This is a genomic window from Parasulfitobacter algicola, from assembly GCF_013315265.1.
GTDB classification, from domain to species: Bacteria; Pseudomonadota; Alphaproteobacteria; order Rhodobacterales; family Rhodobacteraceae; genus Parasulfitobacter; species Parasulfitobacter algicola.
Window position 1 is genome coordinate 182,366 of the sequence record NZ_JABUFE010000004.1, and the last position, 17,068, is coordinate 199,433.

Annotated in this window: 14 protein-coding genes; 6 read left to right on the forward strand and 8 right to left on the reverse strand. The window is 50.9% G+C overall.

What is annotated here, in order from left to right:
• Positions 1 to 40: 40 nt before the first annotated feature.
• Positions 41 to 1,207, reverse strand: a complete 1,167-nt coding sequence (locus HRQ87_RS09180) for a branched-chain amino acid ABC transporter permease (RefSeq protein ID WP_174137540.1) — start codon at positions 1,205 to 1,207, stop codon at positions 41 to 43.
• An 86-nt stretch (positions 1,208 to 1,293) separates the two neighbouring features.
• Between HRQ87_RS09180 and HRQ87_RS09185 the strand changes: the two genes are divergently transcribed.
• Positions 1,294 to 1,602, forward strand: coding sequence for an SHOCT domain-containing protein (locus tag HRQ87_RS09185; protein ID WP_174137542.1), 309 nt, complete (start codon positions 1,294 to 1,296; stop codon positions 1,600 to 1,602).
• Positions 1,603 to 1,657: 55 nt separating this feature from the next.
• Here HRQ87_RS09185 and HRQ87_RS09190 read toward each other — a convergent pair whose 3' ends face one another.
• The 5 genes from HRQ87_RS09190 to fdhF all read right to left on the reverse strand — a co-directional run bounded on the left by HRQ87_RS09190 (position 1,658) and on the right by fdhF (position 9,012).
• On the reverse strand, positions 1,658 to 2,644 hold the full coding sequence (locus HRQ87_RS09190) for a branched-chain amino acid ABC transporter permease (protein WP_174137544.1): 987 nt from the start codon (positions 2,642 to 2,644) through the stop codon (positions 1,658 to 1,660).
• Between the two features lie 20 nt (positions 2,645 to 2,664).
• Complete coding sequence (locus tag HRQ87_RS09195) at positions 2,665 to 3,102, reverse strand: hypothetical protein (RefSeq protein WP_174137546.1); 438 nt, start codon at positions 3,100 to 3,102, stop codon at positions 2,665 to 2,667.
• A 67-nt stretch (positions 3,103 to 3,169) separates the two neighbouring features.
• The gene (locus HRQ87_RS09200; protein WP_174137547.1) at positions 3,170 to 3,988 is read right to left on the reverse strand and encodes an ABC transporter ATP-binding protein; all 819 of its coding nucleotides are present in this window, start codon (positions 3,986 to 3,988) and stop codon (positions 3,170 to 3,172) included.
• 49 nt (positions 3,989 to 4,037) lie between these two features.
• The gene (locus tag HRQ87_RS09205) at positions 4,038 to 6,008 is read right to left on the reverse strand and encodes an AMP-binding protein (RefSeq protein ID WP_343035206.1); all 1,971 of its coding nucleotides are present in this window, start codon (positions 6,006 to 6,008) and stop codon (positions 4,038 to 4,040) included.
• 238 nt (positions 6,009 to 6,246) lie between these two features.
• A complete protein-coding gene (gene fdhF / locus HRQ87_RS09210; RefSeq protein ID WP_174137548.1) occupies positions 6,247 to 9,012 on the reverse strand; it encodes a formate dehydrogenase subunit alpha in 2,766 nt (921 codons plus the stop codon).
• A gap of 189 nt (positions 9,013 to 9,201) precedes the next feature.
• On the opposite strand from fdhF, the gene HRQ87_RS09215 reads away from it, so the two are divergent.
• Genes HRQ87_RS09215 through HRQ87_RS09230 form a run of 4 tightly spaced genes read left to right on the forward strand, consistent with a single transcriptional unit; the run spans position 9,202 to position 12,671 of the window.
• Positions 9,202 to 9,861: a histidine phosphatase family protein gene (locus HRQ87_RS09215; protein ID WP_174137549.1), complete on the forward strand. Its 660-nt coding sequence runs from the start codon at positions 9,202 to 9,204 to the stop codon at positions 9,859 to 9,861.
• A gap of 12 nt (positions 9,862 to 9,873) precedes the next feature.
• Positions 9,874 to 10,488, forward strand: a complete 615-nt coding sequence (locus tag HRQ87_RS09220; RefSeq protein ID WP_174137774.1) for a glutathione S-transferase family protein — start codon at positions 9,874 to 9,876, stop codon at positions 10,486 to 10,488.
• Complete coding sequence (locus tag HRQ87_RS09225; RefSeq protein ID WP_174137550.1) at positions 10,485 to 11,540, forward strand: saccharopine dehydrogenase; 1,056 nt, start codon at positions 10,485 to 10,487, stop codon at positions 11,538 to 11,540. Before HRQ87_RS09220 ends, HRQ87_RS09225 begins: the two co-directional genes overlap by 4 nt.
• A gap of 3 nt (positions 11,541 to 11,543) precedes the next feature.
• On the forward strand, positions 11,544 to 12,671 hold the full coding sequence (locus HRQ87_RS09230; protein ID WP_174137551.1) for a saccharopine dehydrogenase family protein: 1,128 nt from the start codon (positions 11,544 to 11,546) through the stop codon (positions 12,669 to 12,671).
• Between the two features lie 54 nt (positions 12,672 to 12,725).
• Here HRQ87_RS09230 and HRQ87_RS09235 read toward each other — a convergent pair whose 3' ends face one another.
• Complete coding sequence (locus tag HRQ87_RS09235; RefSeq protein WP_174137553.1) at positions 12,726 to 13,346, reverse strand: LysE family translocator; 621 nt, start codon at positions 13,344 to 13,346, stop codon at positions 12,726 to 12,728.
• Positions 13,347 to 13,560: 214 nt separating this feature from the next.
• Between HRQ87_RS09235 and HRQ87_RS09240 the strand changes: the two genes are divergently transcribed.
• A complete protein-coding gene (locus HRQ87_RS09240; RefSeq protein WP_174137555.1) occupies positions 13,561 to 14,814 on the forward strand; it encodes a DNA polymerase IV in 1,254 nt (417 codons plus the stop codon).
• A gap of 15 nt (positions 14,815 to 14,829) precedes the next feature.
• Here the strand turns inward: HRQ87_RS09240 and HRQ87_RS09245 are convergent, their stop codons facing one another.
• Positions 14,830 to 17,037 carry a fused MFS/spermidine synthase gene (locus tag HRQ87_RS09245; RefSeq protein WP_246251966.1) on the reverse strand — a complete coding sequence of 736 codons (2,208 nt, stop codon included), beginning with the start codon at positions 17,035 to 17,037 and terminating at the stop codon, positions 14,830 to 14,832.
• Positions 17,038 to 17,068 lie beyond the last annotated feature (31 nt).

Here is a 17,068-nt window from a genome sequence, read left to right on the forward strand (position 1 = left end):
TGATATTTTGGCCGGACATGTGCCCGACAGTCAGCCACCCCTAGTAAGGGAAGGGCCATAATCGCAGTTTTTCCTTTGCTAGACGCCATAACTGCGCCAAACCATGCGGCTCAACGATCAGGAAAAAGATGATCAAGCCGCCAACAATCACGAACTGAAAGTGCTCAACCAGATCCGATGGCCAACCTAACAGATCGGTTCCGATCACCCGTAAGGCAACCGGCAACAACACAATGAACGCGGCCCCGGCAAAAGACCCGAAAATCGATCCCAGCCCACCGATAATGATGATGAACAACACTTGGAAAGATGTCTGAATGCCAAAAACATCACCCGCTTCGGCTGATCCTGAAACCACCGAAAACAACAGCGCCCCCGCGATCCCAATAAAGAAAGACGAAACCGCAAAGGCCGTCAACTTGGCCTTCAGCGGGTTCACGCCAATGATCTCGGCGGCGATATCCATATCACGAATGGCCATCCAGGTCCGTCCGACTGTTCCGCGCGTCAGATTGCGCGCAATCCAGGCGCAACCCACTGCAAAAACCAGGCAAATCATGTACAGCGCCCAAGGCTTTGTTTCTGCCCCCGTCACTTGGGTACCAAAGACGAATGTGTCCGGCGCAGTGATCTGGCCTGTGGCAGAAAAGTTGTAAAACCACGATGCGCTGTTGAACAGCCAGATCAGGAAAAACTGTGCAGCCAATGTGGCCACAGCCAGATAAAACCCTTTGATCCGCAAAGATGGCAGACCAAAGAAAACCCCCACCGCGGCTGTAATCACACCCGCCATTAAGATCGACAAAAGGATGTTAAGCGGCGGCAACTGAAACCAGATCTCATACGTGGCATCGCCCGAACACCAGAAAAACAGTATACGCGATCCTTCGCACACCGCCGGATACCAAATGTCGACGCCGGTCATAAATTTGAAACAGCTATAGGCACCCACGGCCATAAATCCACCTGTGCCCAAGCTGACCTGACCGCAATAGCCTGTCAGAATATTCAACCCGATGGCCGCAATGGAAAACACCAAAAACGGTCCCAAAATCCGCCCCGCCCAATAATCGGTCAGGATAAATGGCAGGATCGCAAAGGCCACAAACAGTACGAAATAGTACCGATACCGGTCAAACTTGATCGGAAACGTCTGGCTGTCATTCGAATAAGAGGTCTTGAAATCCCCGGCTTCACGGTAGAACATTAACAATCCTCCATCGTATATTTGCCATTTTATCGTCGAAAATCACTGATAAATGTGAACTCAAACGACCAATCGAAAGCTTACGTATGACTGAAAACACCACATCTATTGCAGATGAGCTGGCAAAGCTGGATAAAATGCGTAGTGCGCTGCAGATAAGTGAATGGGAATACGAACAGGCCAAGCGCAAAGTTCTTGGGCTTGAATCGACGGCCTCAAAATGGGCGATGCCAAAGTATCTTTGGTATATAATTGCGGGCATGTTGGTCATCGGTGGCCTTGGTCTGGTTGGGTTTGTGATGGCTACCCACTTTGAAATCATCATGTACAGCATCGGCGGGCTGTTGATTTTATTCTTACTTGTCGCCTTTTTAGCGTTCGGTGTGTCGCAATAATGCTTTGTCAGGCAGGCATGCTTCATAGAACTGTTTTCTGAAATCACTTGCACCCTCATACCCTCTCGATGATCTTTTCGCCGAACAACCCTTGTGGACGAAAAACAAGGAAGATCAGCGCCAGAACATAGGCAAACCAGTTTTCCGTGGCTCCGCCGATGATAGGGTTCATGAAGAAATCAAACAGCTTTTCGCCGACACCTATGATCAATCCGCCTACAATCGCACCGGGGATGGATGTAAAGCCGCCCAGCATCAAAACCGGCAGTGCCTTAAGCGCGATCAGCGACAGCGAAAATTGAACGCCCGAACTGGCCCCCCAAACAATGCCAGCCACCAGTGCCACAAATCCCGCGATTGACCAGACCAAAATCCAGATAAAGTTCAGCGAAATACCCACAGACAGCGCCGCCTGATGATCATCCGCCACAGCACGCAGCGCACGACCATGTTTGGAATACTGACTGAAAATCATCAGTGCCATAACTAATGCCGCCGCTATGACAGTCGCCAAGATGTCCAAACGTGCCAAAAAGAAGCCGTACCCAAACCAACTCTCTGTCGTATCTTCAACCCAGATCGACGCACCACTGGGCAGTCCCAGATTGATGGTCTTGATCTGGTCCCCCCACATCAGTGCACCCATGCCCTCCAGAAGGTAAGCCAGACCGATGGTGGCCATAAACAGAATGATCGGCTCTTGGTTGACCAGATGGCGGAATATAAAACGCTGCACAGCCCAAGCCAGCAGTACCATCAAACCAACCGTCAGCGCGATGGCCACAAATCCGGGAATGGTCCACCCAAAATGATGGATCTTGGTCCCAAAGGTCGAATTGATCATATGCGCAAACGGCACCTGCCCCTCCATGATCCCGACCAGAGTCATCGCTGCAAAAAGCGCTATCACACCCTGCGCATAGTTGAAAATGCCCGACGCCTTGTAGATCAGAACGAACCCAAGGGCGACCAGCGCATAAAGTACCCCGGCCATCAGACCGTTTACAGCCACCTCCATCGCAAAAAACAGTTGATCAGGCATGGTAGTCTCCGAATTGATAATTATAGGTCAAGATCGACCTCTTCTGCGGCACGTAACAATATTCCAGTTTTCAAGAAGCGTAGTGTGACACTCATCTTTGGCGTACGCCAAAATGCGCTGACGAGCATAAGCGCGTCTTGCTCTCCCTCGATCTCTTGATATCGATCTATAACCTCCAACTGACTGCTCCACGCCAGAAACTCATTTGCAATATCAGCTGAGGCTTCAGTCTTTTCATTTGTCACAACCAGATAACACCACTGTCCGCTATCTGAAATTGACAAGATGTATGCACCATTATCGAAGTTGTATTTTGAATAGGTATCGCCATCATTTTTGAAACTAGCGGACGGTGTCATATCGGTCAGTTGGACCAATTCGCCGCTTTCAATCGGGAAGAGACAATTGTCGCGAAAGATCTGCCATGCGCCTGCATGTGCAAAATTGGGAATGACCATGGTACAGACCAAAATACTCAAGATCCCTGAAAAATGGGGCTTTATACGATTAGATAGCCCCCACAATCTAATCATGAGCGACACCCAGATAGGCATCGATGACAGCTTGGTTGTTGCGCACCTCATCGGGTGTTCCGTCACCGATTTTCTTGCCATAATCCATCACAACCACACGGTCGGACAAATCCATCACAACGCCCATATCGTGTTCGATCAAGGCCACTGTGGTGCCAAATTCATCATTCACATCAAGAATATAGCGGCTCATGTCCTCTTTTTCCTCAACGTTCATGCCCGCCATCGGTTCGTCCAACAGCAGCAATTTCGGTTCAGCCGCCAATGCACGTGCCAGTTCGACCCGCTTTTTTAGACCATAGGGTAAACGGCCAACAGGTGTCTTGCGAATAGCTTGGATTTCTAGAAAATCGATAATCTTTTCAACGGCTTCTCGATTTTCAGTTTCTTCCTTTTCAGCCTTGCCCCACCAAAGAGCCTGCTGAAAGATATTCGTTTTCATATGCGTCAGTCGTCCGGTCATGACGTTGTCCAGAACGCTCATACCTTCGAACAACGCAATGTTCTGAAAAGTCCTTGCAACCCCTTGATTTGCAACCTCAAATGGCTTCATCAGCTTGCGTTTTTCACCCCGAAACCAAACTTCGCCCTCTTGTGGATGATAAAACCCGCTGATGACATTCAGCATCGACGATTTGCCTGCTCCGTTTGGCCCGATGATGGCACGAATTTCACCTTCGCGGATGTCGAAACTGATGTCTTTGATGGCCACCACACCGCCGAACCGTAAGGTGATATTTTTCATTTCCATCAAAACGTTACCGATCTGGCGACCATCATCCGTCACATAGGGTTCATAGGTATCCTTCATGTCCAATACCCCAATTTCAGTGTTGCCAAAATACTCAAATCCGAACCCATCATTCTGCAGCCATCTTCTGAGCAGAGGGCACCGTTCGCGCATCGCGTATCTCAAGCGTGGCCTTGATCGCCCCCTTACGCCCATCTTCATAGGTCACTTCAGTAACCGTCGAAACTGTCTTGGATCCATCATAAAGCGCTGTAATCAAATCAGAATATTTTTCCTCGACAATCCGGCGGCGCACTTTCCGTGTCCGTGTCATCTCGCCATCATCAGCATCCAGTTCCTTGTGCAGAACCAGAAAGCGATGAATCTGGCAGCCCGACAACATATCATCCTGCGCAACCGAGGTGTTGATCTCTTCCACATGACTCTGGATCATATCCAAAACGCGCGAATGGCCTGCCAATTCCTGATAGCTGCCATAGGCGATATTGTTGCGTTCCGCCCAGTTTCCGACCGCTGTCAGATCGATGTTGATAAACGCCGTACAATAATCTTGATCACTTCCAAAGACAACGGCTTCCAAAATATTGGAATAGAATTTCAGTTTATTTTCAACGTACTTTGGTGCAAACAACAGACCATTTGCCATTTTGCCCACATCTTTGGCACGGTCAATAATGCGCAGATGGCCGGTACCTTCTTCGATGAAACCAGCATCACCCGTGGCCACCCAGCCTTCGGCATCTTTGGTCGACGCAGTACTGTCTGCATTCTTGTAATACTCGACAAAAACCCCGGGGGATCGATAGAAAACTTCGCCATTATCGGCGATCTTGATTTCAACATCAGGGCTGGGCACACCCACTGTGTCTGACCGAACCTGTCCATCAGGTTGCTGCGTGATGAACACCGACGCTTCGGTCTGACCATAAAGCTGTTTCAGGTTGATCCCCAAAGACCGATAGAAATCAAAGATTTCCGGCCCAATAGCTTCACCAGCCGTATACCCGACACGAACCTTACTAAAGCCAAGTGTATTTTTTAGCGGACCATAAACAAACAAATTACCCAGCCCATACTTGATACGATCCACCAGACCAGCGGACTTACCGTCCAACAGATCAGGACCAATCTTGCGCGCAACAGACATGCCTTTATTGAACATCCATTTCTTGATCCGGCCTGCGTCTTCCATTCGGATCATGACATTGGTCAGCTGTGTTTCAAACACGCGTGGCGGGGCGAAATAATAAGTTGGCCCGATCTCGCGCAGATCGGTCATCATCGTGTCCTGGCTTTCAGGACAGTTCACACAGAACGCTGTCCAATACGCCTGACCGATCGAAAATATGAAATCACCGACCCAAGCCATTGGCAGATAGGCCAAAATTTCGTCATCCGCACGCAGATGATCAAATTCCGAAGAATTTTTCGATGTTTCGATAATGTTCCGATTCGACAGCACAACGCCCTTGGGCCGCCCCGTCGTGCCCGAAGTATAAAGCATCACGCAAATGTCGTCATAGCCAAGTGACGTCCAGCGCTTTTCCAATTCTGCATCAAACCGGTCATGTGCGGCACGCCCTGTGGCCTGTATATCGGCTAAAGCGTTCATCTTACTGTGATCGTATTTCCGCATTCCGCGGCGATCATGATAGATGATGTGATCAATTCCTTTGACGGTTTCCTGAACTTCGATCACCTTATCAACTTGTTCTTGATCACCGACAATGACAAAACGTGCGCCGCAGTGTTCCAGCACATATGACATCTCTTCTGCGACAGCATCCTGATAAAGCGGAACGGGGATGGCACCCACCATTTGGGTTGCAACCATCGACCAATACAGCGCAGGTCGATTGCGGCCGATTATAGCAACAAAGTCACCTTTGCTGACGCCAAGTTCAAGAAAACCAAGCGCGATCGCACGAATTTCATCTGCGGACTCAGCCCAGTTCCAGCTTTGCCAAATACCGAATTCTTTTTCCCGGTACGCTGCCTTGTCGCCGTATTTCGCAACATTTCTAGCCAGCAAATGCGGAATCGAAACCAAAGATCCCGCTTGCGCGGATGCATTTGACACGTTGAATTTTCCTCCCATCAAGGTCAAAAAATGACCTGCCCGATACTCACGAGTCACACTTAGAGATATTGCGAGATAGAAAGTTGTCACGTCAAATAGTTTTTTGAACAGTTGTTCAAATAATACACAGTCAGACGAAATTTATGTAGTTAACGCCACGACATCATTGCATGCAAAAGTTGTGGCAAAGGGCCAATTAACATTATAACGGCAATGAATATCTTATATTTAAACGTACTTATTCAGCTGCTAGTTGCTTCCCAACCATTTCAACTTTTACTGCAGCAAACTTGAATTCCGGAATTTTTCCATAAGGATCAATTGCCGGATTTGTCAGAATATTTGCAGCCGCTTCGACAAAGGCAAAGGGCACAAAAACCATGTCTTCGGCCACGGCCCGATCTGCGCGGGCCATGATTTCGATAGACCCGCGCCGTGTTGTCAGCCGCACCAGATCACCTGCCGCAACACCCATCTTGCGCAGTGTTTTGGGGTGCAAAGAACAGTTTGCTTCGGGCTCAACGGCGTCCAGAACCTTGGACCGCCGCGTCATGCTGCCGGTGTGCCAATGTTCCAACTGCCGCCCGGTGGTCAGGATCATCGGATAATCGGCATCCGGTGTCTCGTCCGGAGGGATCACATCGGCAGGGGTGAACTTAGCACGGCCCTCAACGCGCGGGAAACCATCGCCGAAGACGATCGGCTGACCGGGGTCTTCGGGCGACAGGCTGGGATATGTGACGGCATTTTGCGCCTCAAGCCGGTCCCATGTGATATTATCAAGCGAGGCCATATTCCGCTTCATCTCGGCAAAGACCTCGGACGGGTGCTGATAGGTCCAACTCAGCCCAAGTCGATTGGCCAGCTCTGTCGTGATCCACCAGTCTTCTTTCGCCTCACCGGGCGGTGGCACGGCAGGGCGACCCATCTGGACCTGACGGTTGGTGTTCGTCACCGTGCCTGCCTTTTCAGCAAAAGCACTGGCAGGCAGGATCACATCAGCATAATTCGCGGTTTCGGTCAGGAAGATATCCTGCACCACCAGATGATCGAGCTTGGCCAGCGCCGCCCGCGCGTGATCCACATCAGGGTCCGACATCGCCGGGTTTTCGCCCAGAATATACATCGCGTTGATGTTGCCCGCGTGGACGTCATCCAGAATCTCGGTCACGGTCAGGCCCTTTTCGGCACTGAAGTCACCGCCGCCCCAAACCTCGGTAAAGGCCGACCGCACGCCGTCGTCTGTCACCGTCTGATAATCCGGCAGGAACATCGGGATCAGCCCGGCGTCTGACGCGCCCTGCACATTGTTCTGCCCACGCAACGGATGCAGCCCTGTGCCTGGCCGTCCCACATGACCGCACATCAACGCCAGACTGATCAGGCAGCGCGAGTTGTCGGTGCCGTGGATATGCTGTGACACGCCCATACCCCAGAAAATCATGCCCGCTTTAGCGGTTGCAAAATCGCGGGCGACGGCGCGCAGAGTCTCTGGCTCAATACCGCAAATCTCAGACATCTTTTCGGGCGTAAAGCCTTTCAGATGCGCCTTCTCGGCTTCCCAATTTTCGGTGTAGGCCTCGATATATTGCTGATCATAAAGGCCCTCTTCCACGATCACATGCATAATCGCATTCAGCATCGACACATCCGCACCGGGGCGAAACTGCAGCATATGTGTCGCGTGCCGCTTCAGCGCCTGCCCGCGCGGGTCCATCACGATCAGCTTGCCGCCCCGCTTGGCGAACTGCTTGAAATAAGTCGCCGCGACGGGGTGGTTTTCGACCGGATTGGCGCCAATGACGATGGCGACATCGGCATTCTCGATCTCGTTAAACGTCGCCGTCACGGCCCCCGATCCGACATTTTCCAGCAACGCCGCGACCGAAGACGCGTGGCAAAGCCGTGTGCAGTGATCAACGTTGTTATGACCAAACCCCTGACGGATCAGCTTTTGGAACAGGTAAGCCTCTTCATTCGTGCATTTGGCCGATCCGAAACCAGCCACCTCGCGCCCGCGCCCTTTCAGCCCGGTCGCCGCAACCTCCAACGCTTCCTCCCACGAAGCCTCGCGGAAATGTGTCGACCAGTTGCCGGGATCGACGTTCAGACCCTTGGCCGGGGCATCCGCACGGCGGATGAGGGGTTTGGTCAGGCGATGGTCGTGGTGGATATAATCAAAGCCAAAGCGCCCCTTGACGCACAGCCGCCCTTCATTCGCGGGGCCGTTGATCCCCTCAACAAACTTCACACGGCCATCCTTGACCTTCAGCGAGACCTGACAGCCCACACCGCAGAACGGGCAAACGCTTTCAACCTCGCTGTCGTAATCGCCGCTATCGCCCACCTGATCCGCGTCAACAACTGTCGCGGGCATCAGCGCCCCGGTCGGGCAGGCCTGCACGCATTCACCGCAGGCCACACAGGTGCTGTCGCCCATCGGGTCGTCGAAGTCAAAAACCGGATAGCTGTCATGGCCGCGCCCCGCCATGCCGATCACGTCATTGACCTGCACCTCGCGGCAGGCACGCACGCACAGGCCGCACTGAATGCAGGCATCCAGATTGACCGACATCGCCACATGGCTGTCATCCAACAGTGGCACCCGGGCATCTTCCAGTGCAGGCAACCGGCTGCCCTGAACCTGCTGCACCGCGGCCATATCCCAAAGGTGCGAGGATTTGTCGTGCGCCACATCGCGTTCAGGCTGATCGGCCAGCAGCATCTCCATCACCATCTTCCGCGCCGTGTCGGCCCGCGCGGAATCGGTGGTGACGCTCATGCCATCAGAAGGTGTGCGAATACAGGACGCCGCCAGAGTGCGCTCGCCCTCAATCTCGACCATACAGGCGCGGCAATTGCCGTCGGCGCGATAGCCCGGTTCGTCCCGATGACACAGATGGGGGATCAGCGTGCCCTGACGTTTGGCGACCTGCCAGATCGTCTCGCCCGCCTGGGCCTCAACCTCTTTGCCATCCAGCGTGAACTTTATTGTACCTGACATGGAACCTCCTGCATTCAATTCAGAATAGATCATTCCATTGCAAAAGTCAGACGCCTAACTGCGACGTCACACGCGTTATTTCCGCCAATCATGTTTCCAATGGGAAATTTGCCTACCATAAAAGCCTTGCGCACAACCATTGCACCAGCATCCTGCTTGACCTAAGCCTTAACGAAACTGAGGGATAGAATGGTCGAAATTACATTGGTCAGGCATGGTCAGGCACAAACCGGTGCAGGCGATGAAGAAAGCTATGATAGGCTAAGCGATCTTGGACGGACACAGGCGCAATGGCTGGGTCAGCACTTCAAAGCAACTGAACGCACATTTGATCATATGATCTGCGGCACACTGAAACGTCATATCGGCACAGCCAAGGCAATACAGGAAAATCTGCCACTTGAGATACAACAGGATCCACGCCTGAATGAGATGGATTATTTCGGACTGGCAAAATCGCTTGAAGAAACGCATGCCGTACAATTCCCCACGGACCGGGAAAGCTTTATCACGCATGTCTCGCAAATCCTGACGGTCTGGCAATCTGGCGAAATCGCCAGTCACCTTGAGACATTTGAGGCTTTTCAAACCCGCACCAAAGCCATCATAGATATGGCCGAAAATCTGGGCGGGCGGGTTCTGCTGGTCACATCGGGGGGATTTATCGGCATGGCGATGCGAATCCTTTTGCAGCTTGAAGTGCGCAGCTATGCCAATGTGCTTTTACAGATCCACAACACGTCGCTGCATCGGTACGTAAAGGCAGGTGATCACCTTGTCTTAGATGCCTTTAACGCGATTCCCCACTTGGAAATGCCCGATCGCGCCTTTGCCCGAACCTATATCTAAGGAGCCACCATGCTGACCCTTTTTTATGCGCCCAACACAATCTCGGTCGCTGTTGCGATAACGTTGAACGAGGCTGGGCTGGTCTATGATGCAAAGCCGGTCGATTTCAGCGCAGCCGAACAGACCAGACCTGATTATCTGTCTGTAAACCCGAAGGGACGAGTCCCTGCGCTGATAACTGATCAAGGCATTTTGACCGAAACAGGCGCGCTTTTGGATTATATTGCCGCTATAGCCAGCGGATCGACATTGATCCCGTCAACGCCATTCAACGCCGCAAAAATGCGGGAGGCGATGTATTATCTGGCCAGCACCATGCACGTAAACCACGCCCATAAAATACGTGGGGCCAGATGGGCGGATCAAGAAAGTTCATTTGCAGATATGACAGCAAAGGTGCCACAAACGGTGGCCGCCAGCTGTGCGTATCTTCAGGATAATTACGCCCTCGATCCGTTTGTTTTGGGCGATCAGATTACGCTGGCCGATCCGTATTTGTACGTTATTTGCACGTGGCTAAAACCCGACGGGGTCGCGATATCGGATTACCCCAAGCTTGATGAATTCTTTCAAACGATGAAGGAACGGCCATCGGTTCAAAAGGCGCAAGACATGGGCATGATATGACGCATCTTTGGGTCCGCGCAGAAGAACGCGGTAATGAAGAACGGGTTGGCTTGATGCCGGACGGCGTGTCGGCGTTGATTGCGCAGGGTTTCAAAATCACTGTCGAAGACAGCCCTGTGCGCGCCATTCCGATTGATGGATACAAAAACACAGGCTGCGATATCGCGCCTGCCGGAAGTTGGCGCAATGCGCCACATGATGCAATTATCTTTGGACTGAAAGAGTTACCCGAAGATGGAACGCCTTTGCCCCACAGACACATCATGTTCGGCCACGCATACAAAGGCCAATCTGCCGGGCAAAAGCTGCTGGCACGGTTCAAGGCGGGCGGTGGGATGCTTTATGATCTGGAATATCTGGTCGATGATACCGGACATCGCGTTGCTGCCTTTGGGTATTGGGCAGGCTATGCAGGTGCCGCGGTGGCTTTGCGATGCTGGGCTGCACAACAACGCGAGTCAATCGCCGGGCCAGTTGGTGTGTTCGATAGTTCAACGGCTTTGCTGGCCGATTTACAGGTTGACTTGACATCAGCCGGTTTCACCCGTCCGACGGCGATTGTCATCGGTGCACTTGGGCGCGTGGGAACAGGGGCGGCCGATCTTTGCACACATATGGGCGTGCCTGTGACCAAATGGGATATGGCTGAAACCGCATCCGGCGGTCCATTCCCCCAAGTTTTACAGCATGATATTTTCCTAAATTGCATTCTGGCGCGACCAGGTACGCCTGTTTTTGTGCCCGCATCTGCCAAAACAGCGGCACGTCGTTTGACTGTGATCGGTGACATTGCATGCGACCCGGACAGCGACTTTTCCCCGATCAAGGTCTATGACCGCGTGACAACCTGGGACACACCTACACTGCGGGTTCATGACACTCCACCGCTTGATGTGACCGCGATCGACAATCTGCCATCCATGTTGCCAACAGAGGCGTCCGAGGATTACGCACAGCAGCTCTTGCCATCGCTTATGACACTCGGCACGTTGGATCAGGGCGTTTGGGTGCGCGCCAAAACGGATTTCGACAGACACAGCGCGGGGATTTGACAGATGACAGTTCATTGGTGCGGCACAGGGCTTTCGACTATTCCCGGTTTGCGACGTCTGATTGAAGCCGGGCGTGAAGTCACGGTGTGGAACCGCACGCTGGACAAAGCGCAAGATGCGGTTGGCGATCTGACAAACAGAATACAGCAATTTGATTTTGATGCGCTTGGTGCAGAATTGCAGCCCGGTGATATCGTAGTGTCGATGTTGCCCGGCGATATGCACGTCACACTGGCCCAGCTTTGCATCGAAAAGGGCGCGCATTTCGTATCCTCAAGCTATATCGCGCCTGAAATGCGTGCACTTGATGGTGCAGCAAAACAGGCAGGTGTTGCCTTGGTAAATGAAGTTGGGCTTGATCCTGGAATTGATCACTTGATGGCGCATTATCTGGTTGCGGATTACCGGGCATCGGTTGGATATAATGCCGAAAACCACCTGAGTTTCATCAGCTATTGTGGCGGTGTACCAAAGCACCCGAACAGTTTCCGATATAAATTCAGCTGGTCACCCGTGGGCGTCCTAAAAGCACTTCGGTCCCCTTCAAAATCCATCCGTGCCTATACTGAACTTGAGGTGAAACATCCCTGGGACGCCATGCACAGTTATAATGCGCCGCTGACACCCCCCGAAACCTTTGAGGTTTATCCAAACCGCGACAGCCTGCCGTTCATGGCCGATTATCATTTTGATCCCGCATGGACGGTCAAGGAATTTGTACGCGGGACACTGCGTCTGAACGGATGGGCCGATGCATGGCGCGATGTGTTTGACGAAGTGGACACAGCCACCGACGCACGCCTAAAGGAAATGTCTGATAAACTATGGGCAGACAATGCGTATGGCCCAGATGACCCCGACCGCATTGTTATGTGTGTCGCTTTGCAGGCCGAACAAAACGGGCAATCCGTTTACCACAAAACCTATGCAATGGATGCATGGGGTGACATACGCGGCACAGCGATGGCGCGGCTGGTATCAATACCTGTGTCATTGGCGGTTGAGGCCGTGATGGCCCACGAAATCGGTCCAGGTGTCAATGCTGCCCCCAGTGATCTGCGACTTGTGCAACGATGGTTAGGCGAAGTTAACCGACTTGCCCAGCATATGCAGGTGGTCAATCATATCTGATCAGGCGTTTATCCCGCCCACGTAAAAGTGCCAGATAAATTGGGTTCAAAAACACTACCGCGAAAATGCGGACCGAATAAGCCCTATACCGGCCAATGTGAACAAACCAGCGACGACGCCGTCGATCAATCGACGAAAACGACGATATCCTTTCATCACCTGTGATCGGGAAAATGCCAACGCATAGCCTGCGTAATTCAGAAAACCCAAGCCTATGCAGATCACTAAAGCGGTTACGATCTGGCCGGCCGCGTCGCCCTTGTCCATCCCCATCGAAAGTGCCGCCATCCATGCAACGACAGCCTTTGGGTTAGAAAGATTTAGAAATAGGCCGCGAATGAACCAGCGCCCGTTCGCATCGATTTTTTGCTCAATAGTGACTTTTTGAACTGCTGAGCGACCAGATTGATAAGCCAACCATAGCAAGTATACCCCACCAAGCAACTTAAGCGCGGTTAGCAAATAATTTGATCCCTGCAGCACGGCCCCCATACCGGTTGCAGCGACCAATCCCCAAGAAGCCAAGCCAAATGATAAGCCTAGACCAAATATCTGCCCATTTTTGCCGCCTGAACTCATTGACACGGTTGCCACAGCTATCGTTGCGGGACCTGGCGATACCGTCACGATAAAAAAGGCGCCTGCAATCGCAATCAATCCAGTTATGTCTATCATGTCCAAATCCCAAAAATTATCCTTCAGTTCGGGCAGGTTCTCAAAATATCCTTATCGCTTAATCATACTGTGCAGACAAATAAGAGACTTCAACAACAAAAATCAGAACTTACTTGCAACATTCGCTGCACAGATTAACACGCTTTCTTAACAGTCTGCCTCCGCCATCGAAATCGTCATTGGCATTGCAAGGGCGCATCTCTAATTTAAGCGCATGGATGCACTTTGCCGAAACTGTCTGCAGATTTTCGAAAACGGCGACCGCTGCCCCAACTGTGGCAGCCCGCGCGTATTACGTCATCCTGAACTGTTTTCGTTGTCGATCGCACACATGGATTGTGATGCATTCTACGCGTCAGTCGAAAAGCGCGACAATCCGGAATTGCGCGACAAACCCGTTATCATTGGGGGTGGACGACGCGGTGTGGTTTCGACGGCTTGCTATATTGCCCGCATTCGGGGTGTTCGCTCTGCCATGCCGATGTTCAAGGCGTTGAAGCTGTGTCCCGATGCCGTGGTCGTTCGGGGCAGTATAGATAAATACGTTCAGGTTTCGCGCCAGATCCGCATTATGATGGAAGAACTAACGCCTGCCATCGAACCCTTATCACTGGACGAGGCCTTTCTTGACCTCACAGGAACCGCCAAGCTGCACAATGCACCACCTGCCAAAATGCTGGCCGGTCTGACAAAACGCATGAAGGACGAGCTTGGCATAACCGGCTCCATTGGCCTGTCGCATAATAAGTTTTTAGCCAAAGTTGCCTCTGACCTGGATAAACCAAGTGGATTTTCGGTGATCGGCAAATCCGAAACAGCCGATTTTCTGAATGACAAACCCGTGGGTCTGATCTGGGGTGTTGGCCATTCTGGCAAAGCCAGTCTTGAAAAAGCAGGCATTCGGACGTTTGCAGATTTGCTGCGGTGGGACAAAAAAGATCTGCATGCGCGGTTTGGATCCATGGGCGACCGGCTTTGGTATCTTGCACGCGGCGAAGATCGGCGCAACGTTTCATCGCGGCGGCCAATCAAATCAATATCAAACGAAACGACGTTTCATGATGACACGGCTGATGTTGATATTCTTGACGGTCATATCTGGCGAATGGCTGAAAAAGTCAGCGCGCGCGCAAAAGCAAAACACTTGGCAGGTCGTGTTGTGACGCTAAAGCTGAAACGATCTGATCATTCGCTTTTGTCCAAACGTGTATCATTGCGAGATCCGACACAAATCGCTGACCGCATTTACCGCACAGGGCGCGAATTATTTGATCAGGTCAAAACCCACGGCTCTTACCGGCTTTTGGGCGTCGGTTTGTCAGATCTGACACCAGAAAGTCAGTTCGACACTCTGGGTGATCTTTTGGATCCAGAGGCCGTAAAACGCGCTGAAGCTGAGCGCGCAACAGACAAAATTCGCGAAAAATTCGGCAAGGATGCGATTGTTAAAGGGCGGGCTCTAAGATGATTCTTATTTTCATTGTCATTTAAGAGCCGATAAAAGATTGGCATAATCATCTGTCCAAACTGGTTTTTGATCCGCTTGCAACACATTCCATTGTTTCGTTTCAGACAGATGTTCGATCCATTCAGGATCACGGGATGCAACTACAACCACTGATGCAGTAGATCCGACTTCCCAATTCGCATTTGAGTCCGACAAATCCGACCGAATTGCAGCATGTATACCAAGTTTACCTGCAATTCGCGCAAGTGGGGGTGCGATATCGTAATATCGGTTTGAAATATGAAACACCAAAATACCATCTTCTGACAAACGTCTCAGGTATAGTTGAACCGCCTCAAGCGTAATCAGGTGAACCGGGATCGCATCGGAACTATAAGCATCCAGAACCAACACATCGAACAGCAGATCCTGATCATCAAGAACAATGCGTGCGTCCCCCAAATGTGTGGGTGCATCAGGTGCACAATGATGCATGAACGTAAACAGAGACGTATCGCGCGCAATCTGATCAACAGTCTTATCGATTTCATAAAAATGCCAATCCTGCCCAGTTTGTGCATAACAAGCCAGCGAACCGACACCAAGTCCGACAATCCCAATTGTTTCAGATGCCTTTCCCCGTTCAGATGTCAGCACCTGCGCCATAGGACTTTGGGGATGATAGTAAGACAGCGGTGTTGGATCAGCATCCATATCTGTCAAACGTTGTATGCCATGCAGCGTGGTACCGTTGCTGTAAAGCCTTGTATTTTCTTCGGTATTATCAACAACCGTATGTTTACCAAAAAAGCTACGGTCTTCGAAGACGGTTGGCTTTAGATCGACAGAAAAATTGATTAATATCAGAAATGAGACAGCTACAAAGACAACTGTCGGCTTTCGCCTTAGCAAAAACAGGACCAGCATAAAAATAGCCAGTAAGCCAAAGGATACTATTCTTTGCTGAATGTCCTTCAAAACAACGTACTGATAGAGACCACCTGCGAAAATAATAACTGCAATTACCATACCAACTAAAAACATCCATGGTTTCAGTTTGTTGCGGGTGAAAAGCAAAAGGGATGCTGCCAATAATGTTGACACCTGTCCTTCAATAACCGTGTCAAAAAAGGTTGGTGCAATAATCGAATTGAACAGGCCGCCCAATGCCCCGCCAACAGACATCGTGATATAGAATACTGTTAAATTTCCAGCAGATGGCCTGAGATTATACAGGAGTTTATGTGCATAAAACGCCACTATAAGAAGCAATGGCGCGAAGATCAGTGCAGTCACTGACGTCGAAATTAGGTTCATATATGGAATGAACAACATGCTCAGCACTGCTAGTGAAATAACAAAAAGTGTATTTGACAGATGATCACTGATCCATGTTCTGTTGCTAAAGGCCAGGACGAACGACAAAATGTAGATCGATAATGGGATCACCCAGACCAATGGAAAAGATCCAAGATCCGTACTGATTTTTGTTGTAATGGACAGCATCAGCGAAGATGGCACAAAGGCAATCAAGAGCCATATACCAATATCAGATATTGCTATTTTGTCTTCCCGTGTTGATGGTCCTTGCAAAGTTTCTGTTTTTTCATGCCGCGCCATCAAGCCGCAAATGATCAAAAATACTCCGAATAAAACAAATACGAATGACCAAATCACACTAATTTGTGAAATTCGCAGTAAAGGCTCTGCCAATAACGGAAACGAAAGCAAGGCGAGTAAAGACCCAAAATTACTAGCGCCATAAAGGAAATATGGATCATCTGCTGAGGGGCCGTTGGTGCGCGTATACCAGGCCTGAAGCAAAGGCGCATTGGCTGAAAGCATCGCAAACGGCACACCCACGCCAATAGCAAACAATATAAGTGTCTGCAGCGCTGTGGATTGTTCGGGATCATACAGCCAGTTGCTGCTGACGGCCAATGGCAAAAATGCAAGCGAAGCTGCCCAAAAAGCGCCATGTACAATCAATTGTATTTTCACCGGAAGTAACCGGGTAATTAAATGTGAATACACATAGCCTGCAATCAATACGACCTGGAAAAACAACATTGCAGTTGTCCAAACGCCAGATGCACCACCGATTTTAGGTAAAACAAGCTTTGCAAAAAGAGGTTGAACAAAAAATAGCAAAGCCGCGCTTAGAAAGATCGACACTGAAAACACAATCGGAGCAATCAGCTTTTGATCCATTGCCTTATCATTGCGTTCTGTTTCATGCGCCATGTTGATTGCTCCGCTTACCTGCAAGACTGAC

Coding starts and splice junctions, on each gene's coding strand:
- fdhF (WP_174137548.1), bottom strand. CDS start 9,012: ATGTCAGGTACAATAAAGTTCACGCTGGATGGCAAAGAGGTTGAGGCC.
- HRQ87_RS09245 (WP_246251966.1), bottom strand. CDS start 17,037: ATGGCGCATGAAACAGAACGCAATGATAAGGCAATGGATCAAAAGCTG.
- HRQ87_RS09235 (WP_174137553.1), bottom strand. CDS start 13,346: ATGATAGACATAACTGGATTGATTGCGATTGCAGGCGCCTTTTTTATC.
- HRQ87_RS09240 (WP_174137555.1), top strand. CDS start 13,561: ATGGATGCACTTTGCCGAAACTGTCTGCAGATTTTCGAAAACGGCGAC.
- HRQ87_RS09215 (WP_174137549.1), top strand. CDS start 9,202: ATGGTCGAAATTACATTGGTCAGGCATGGTCAGGCACAAACCGGTGCA.
- HRQ87_RS09225 (WP_174137550.1), top strand. CDS start 10,485: ATGACGCATCTTTGGGTCCGCGCAGAAGAACGCGGTAATGAAGAACGG.
- HRQ87_RS09190 (WP_174137544.1), bottom strand. CDS start 2,644: ATGCCTGATCAACTGTTTTTTGCGATGGAGGTGGCTGTAAACGGTCTG.
- HRQ87_RS09230 (WP_174137551.1), top strand. CDS start 11,544: ATGACAGTTCATTGGTGCGGCACAGGGCTTTCGACTATTCCCGGTTTG.
- HRQ87_RS09195 (WP_174137546.1), bottom strand. CDS start 3,102: ATGGTCATTCCCAATTTTGCACATGCAGGCGCATGGCAGATCTTTCGC.
- HRQ87_RS09200 (WP_174137547.1), bottom strand. CDS start 3,988: ATGAAGGATACCTATGAACCCTATGTGACGGATGATGGTCGCCAGATC.
- HRQ87_RS09185 (WP_174137542.1), top strand. CDS start 1,294: ATGACTGAAAACACCACATCTATTGCAGATGAGCTGGCAAAGCTGGAT.
- HRQ87_RS09180 (WP_174137540.1), bottom strand. CDS start 1,207: ATGTTCTACCGTGAAGCCGGGGATTTCAAGACCTCTTATTCGAATGAC.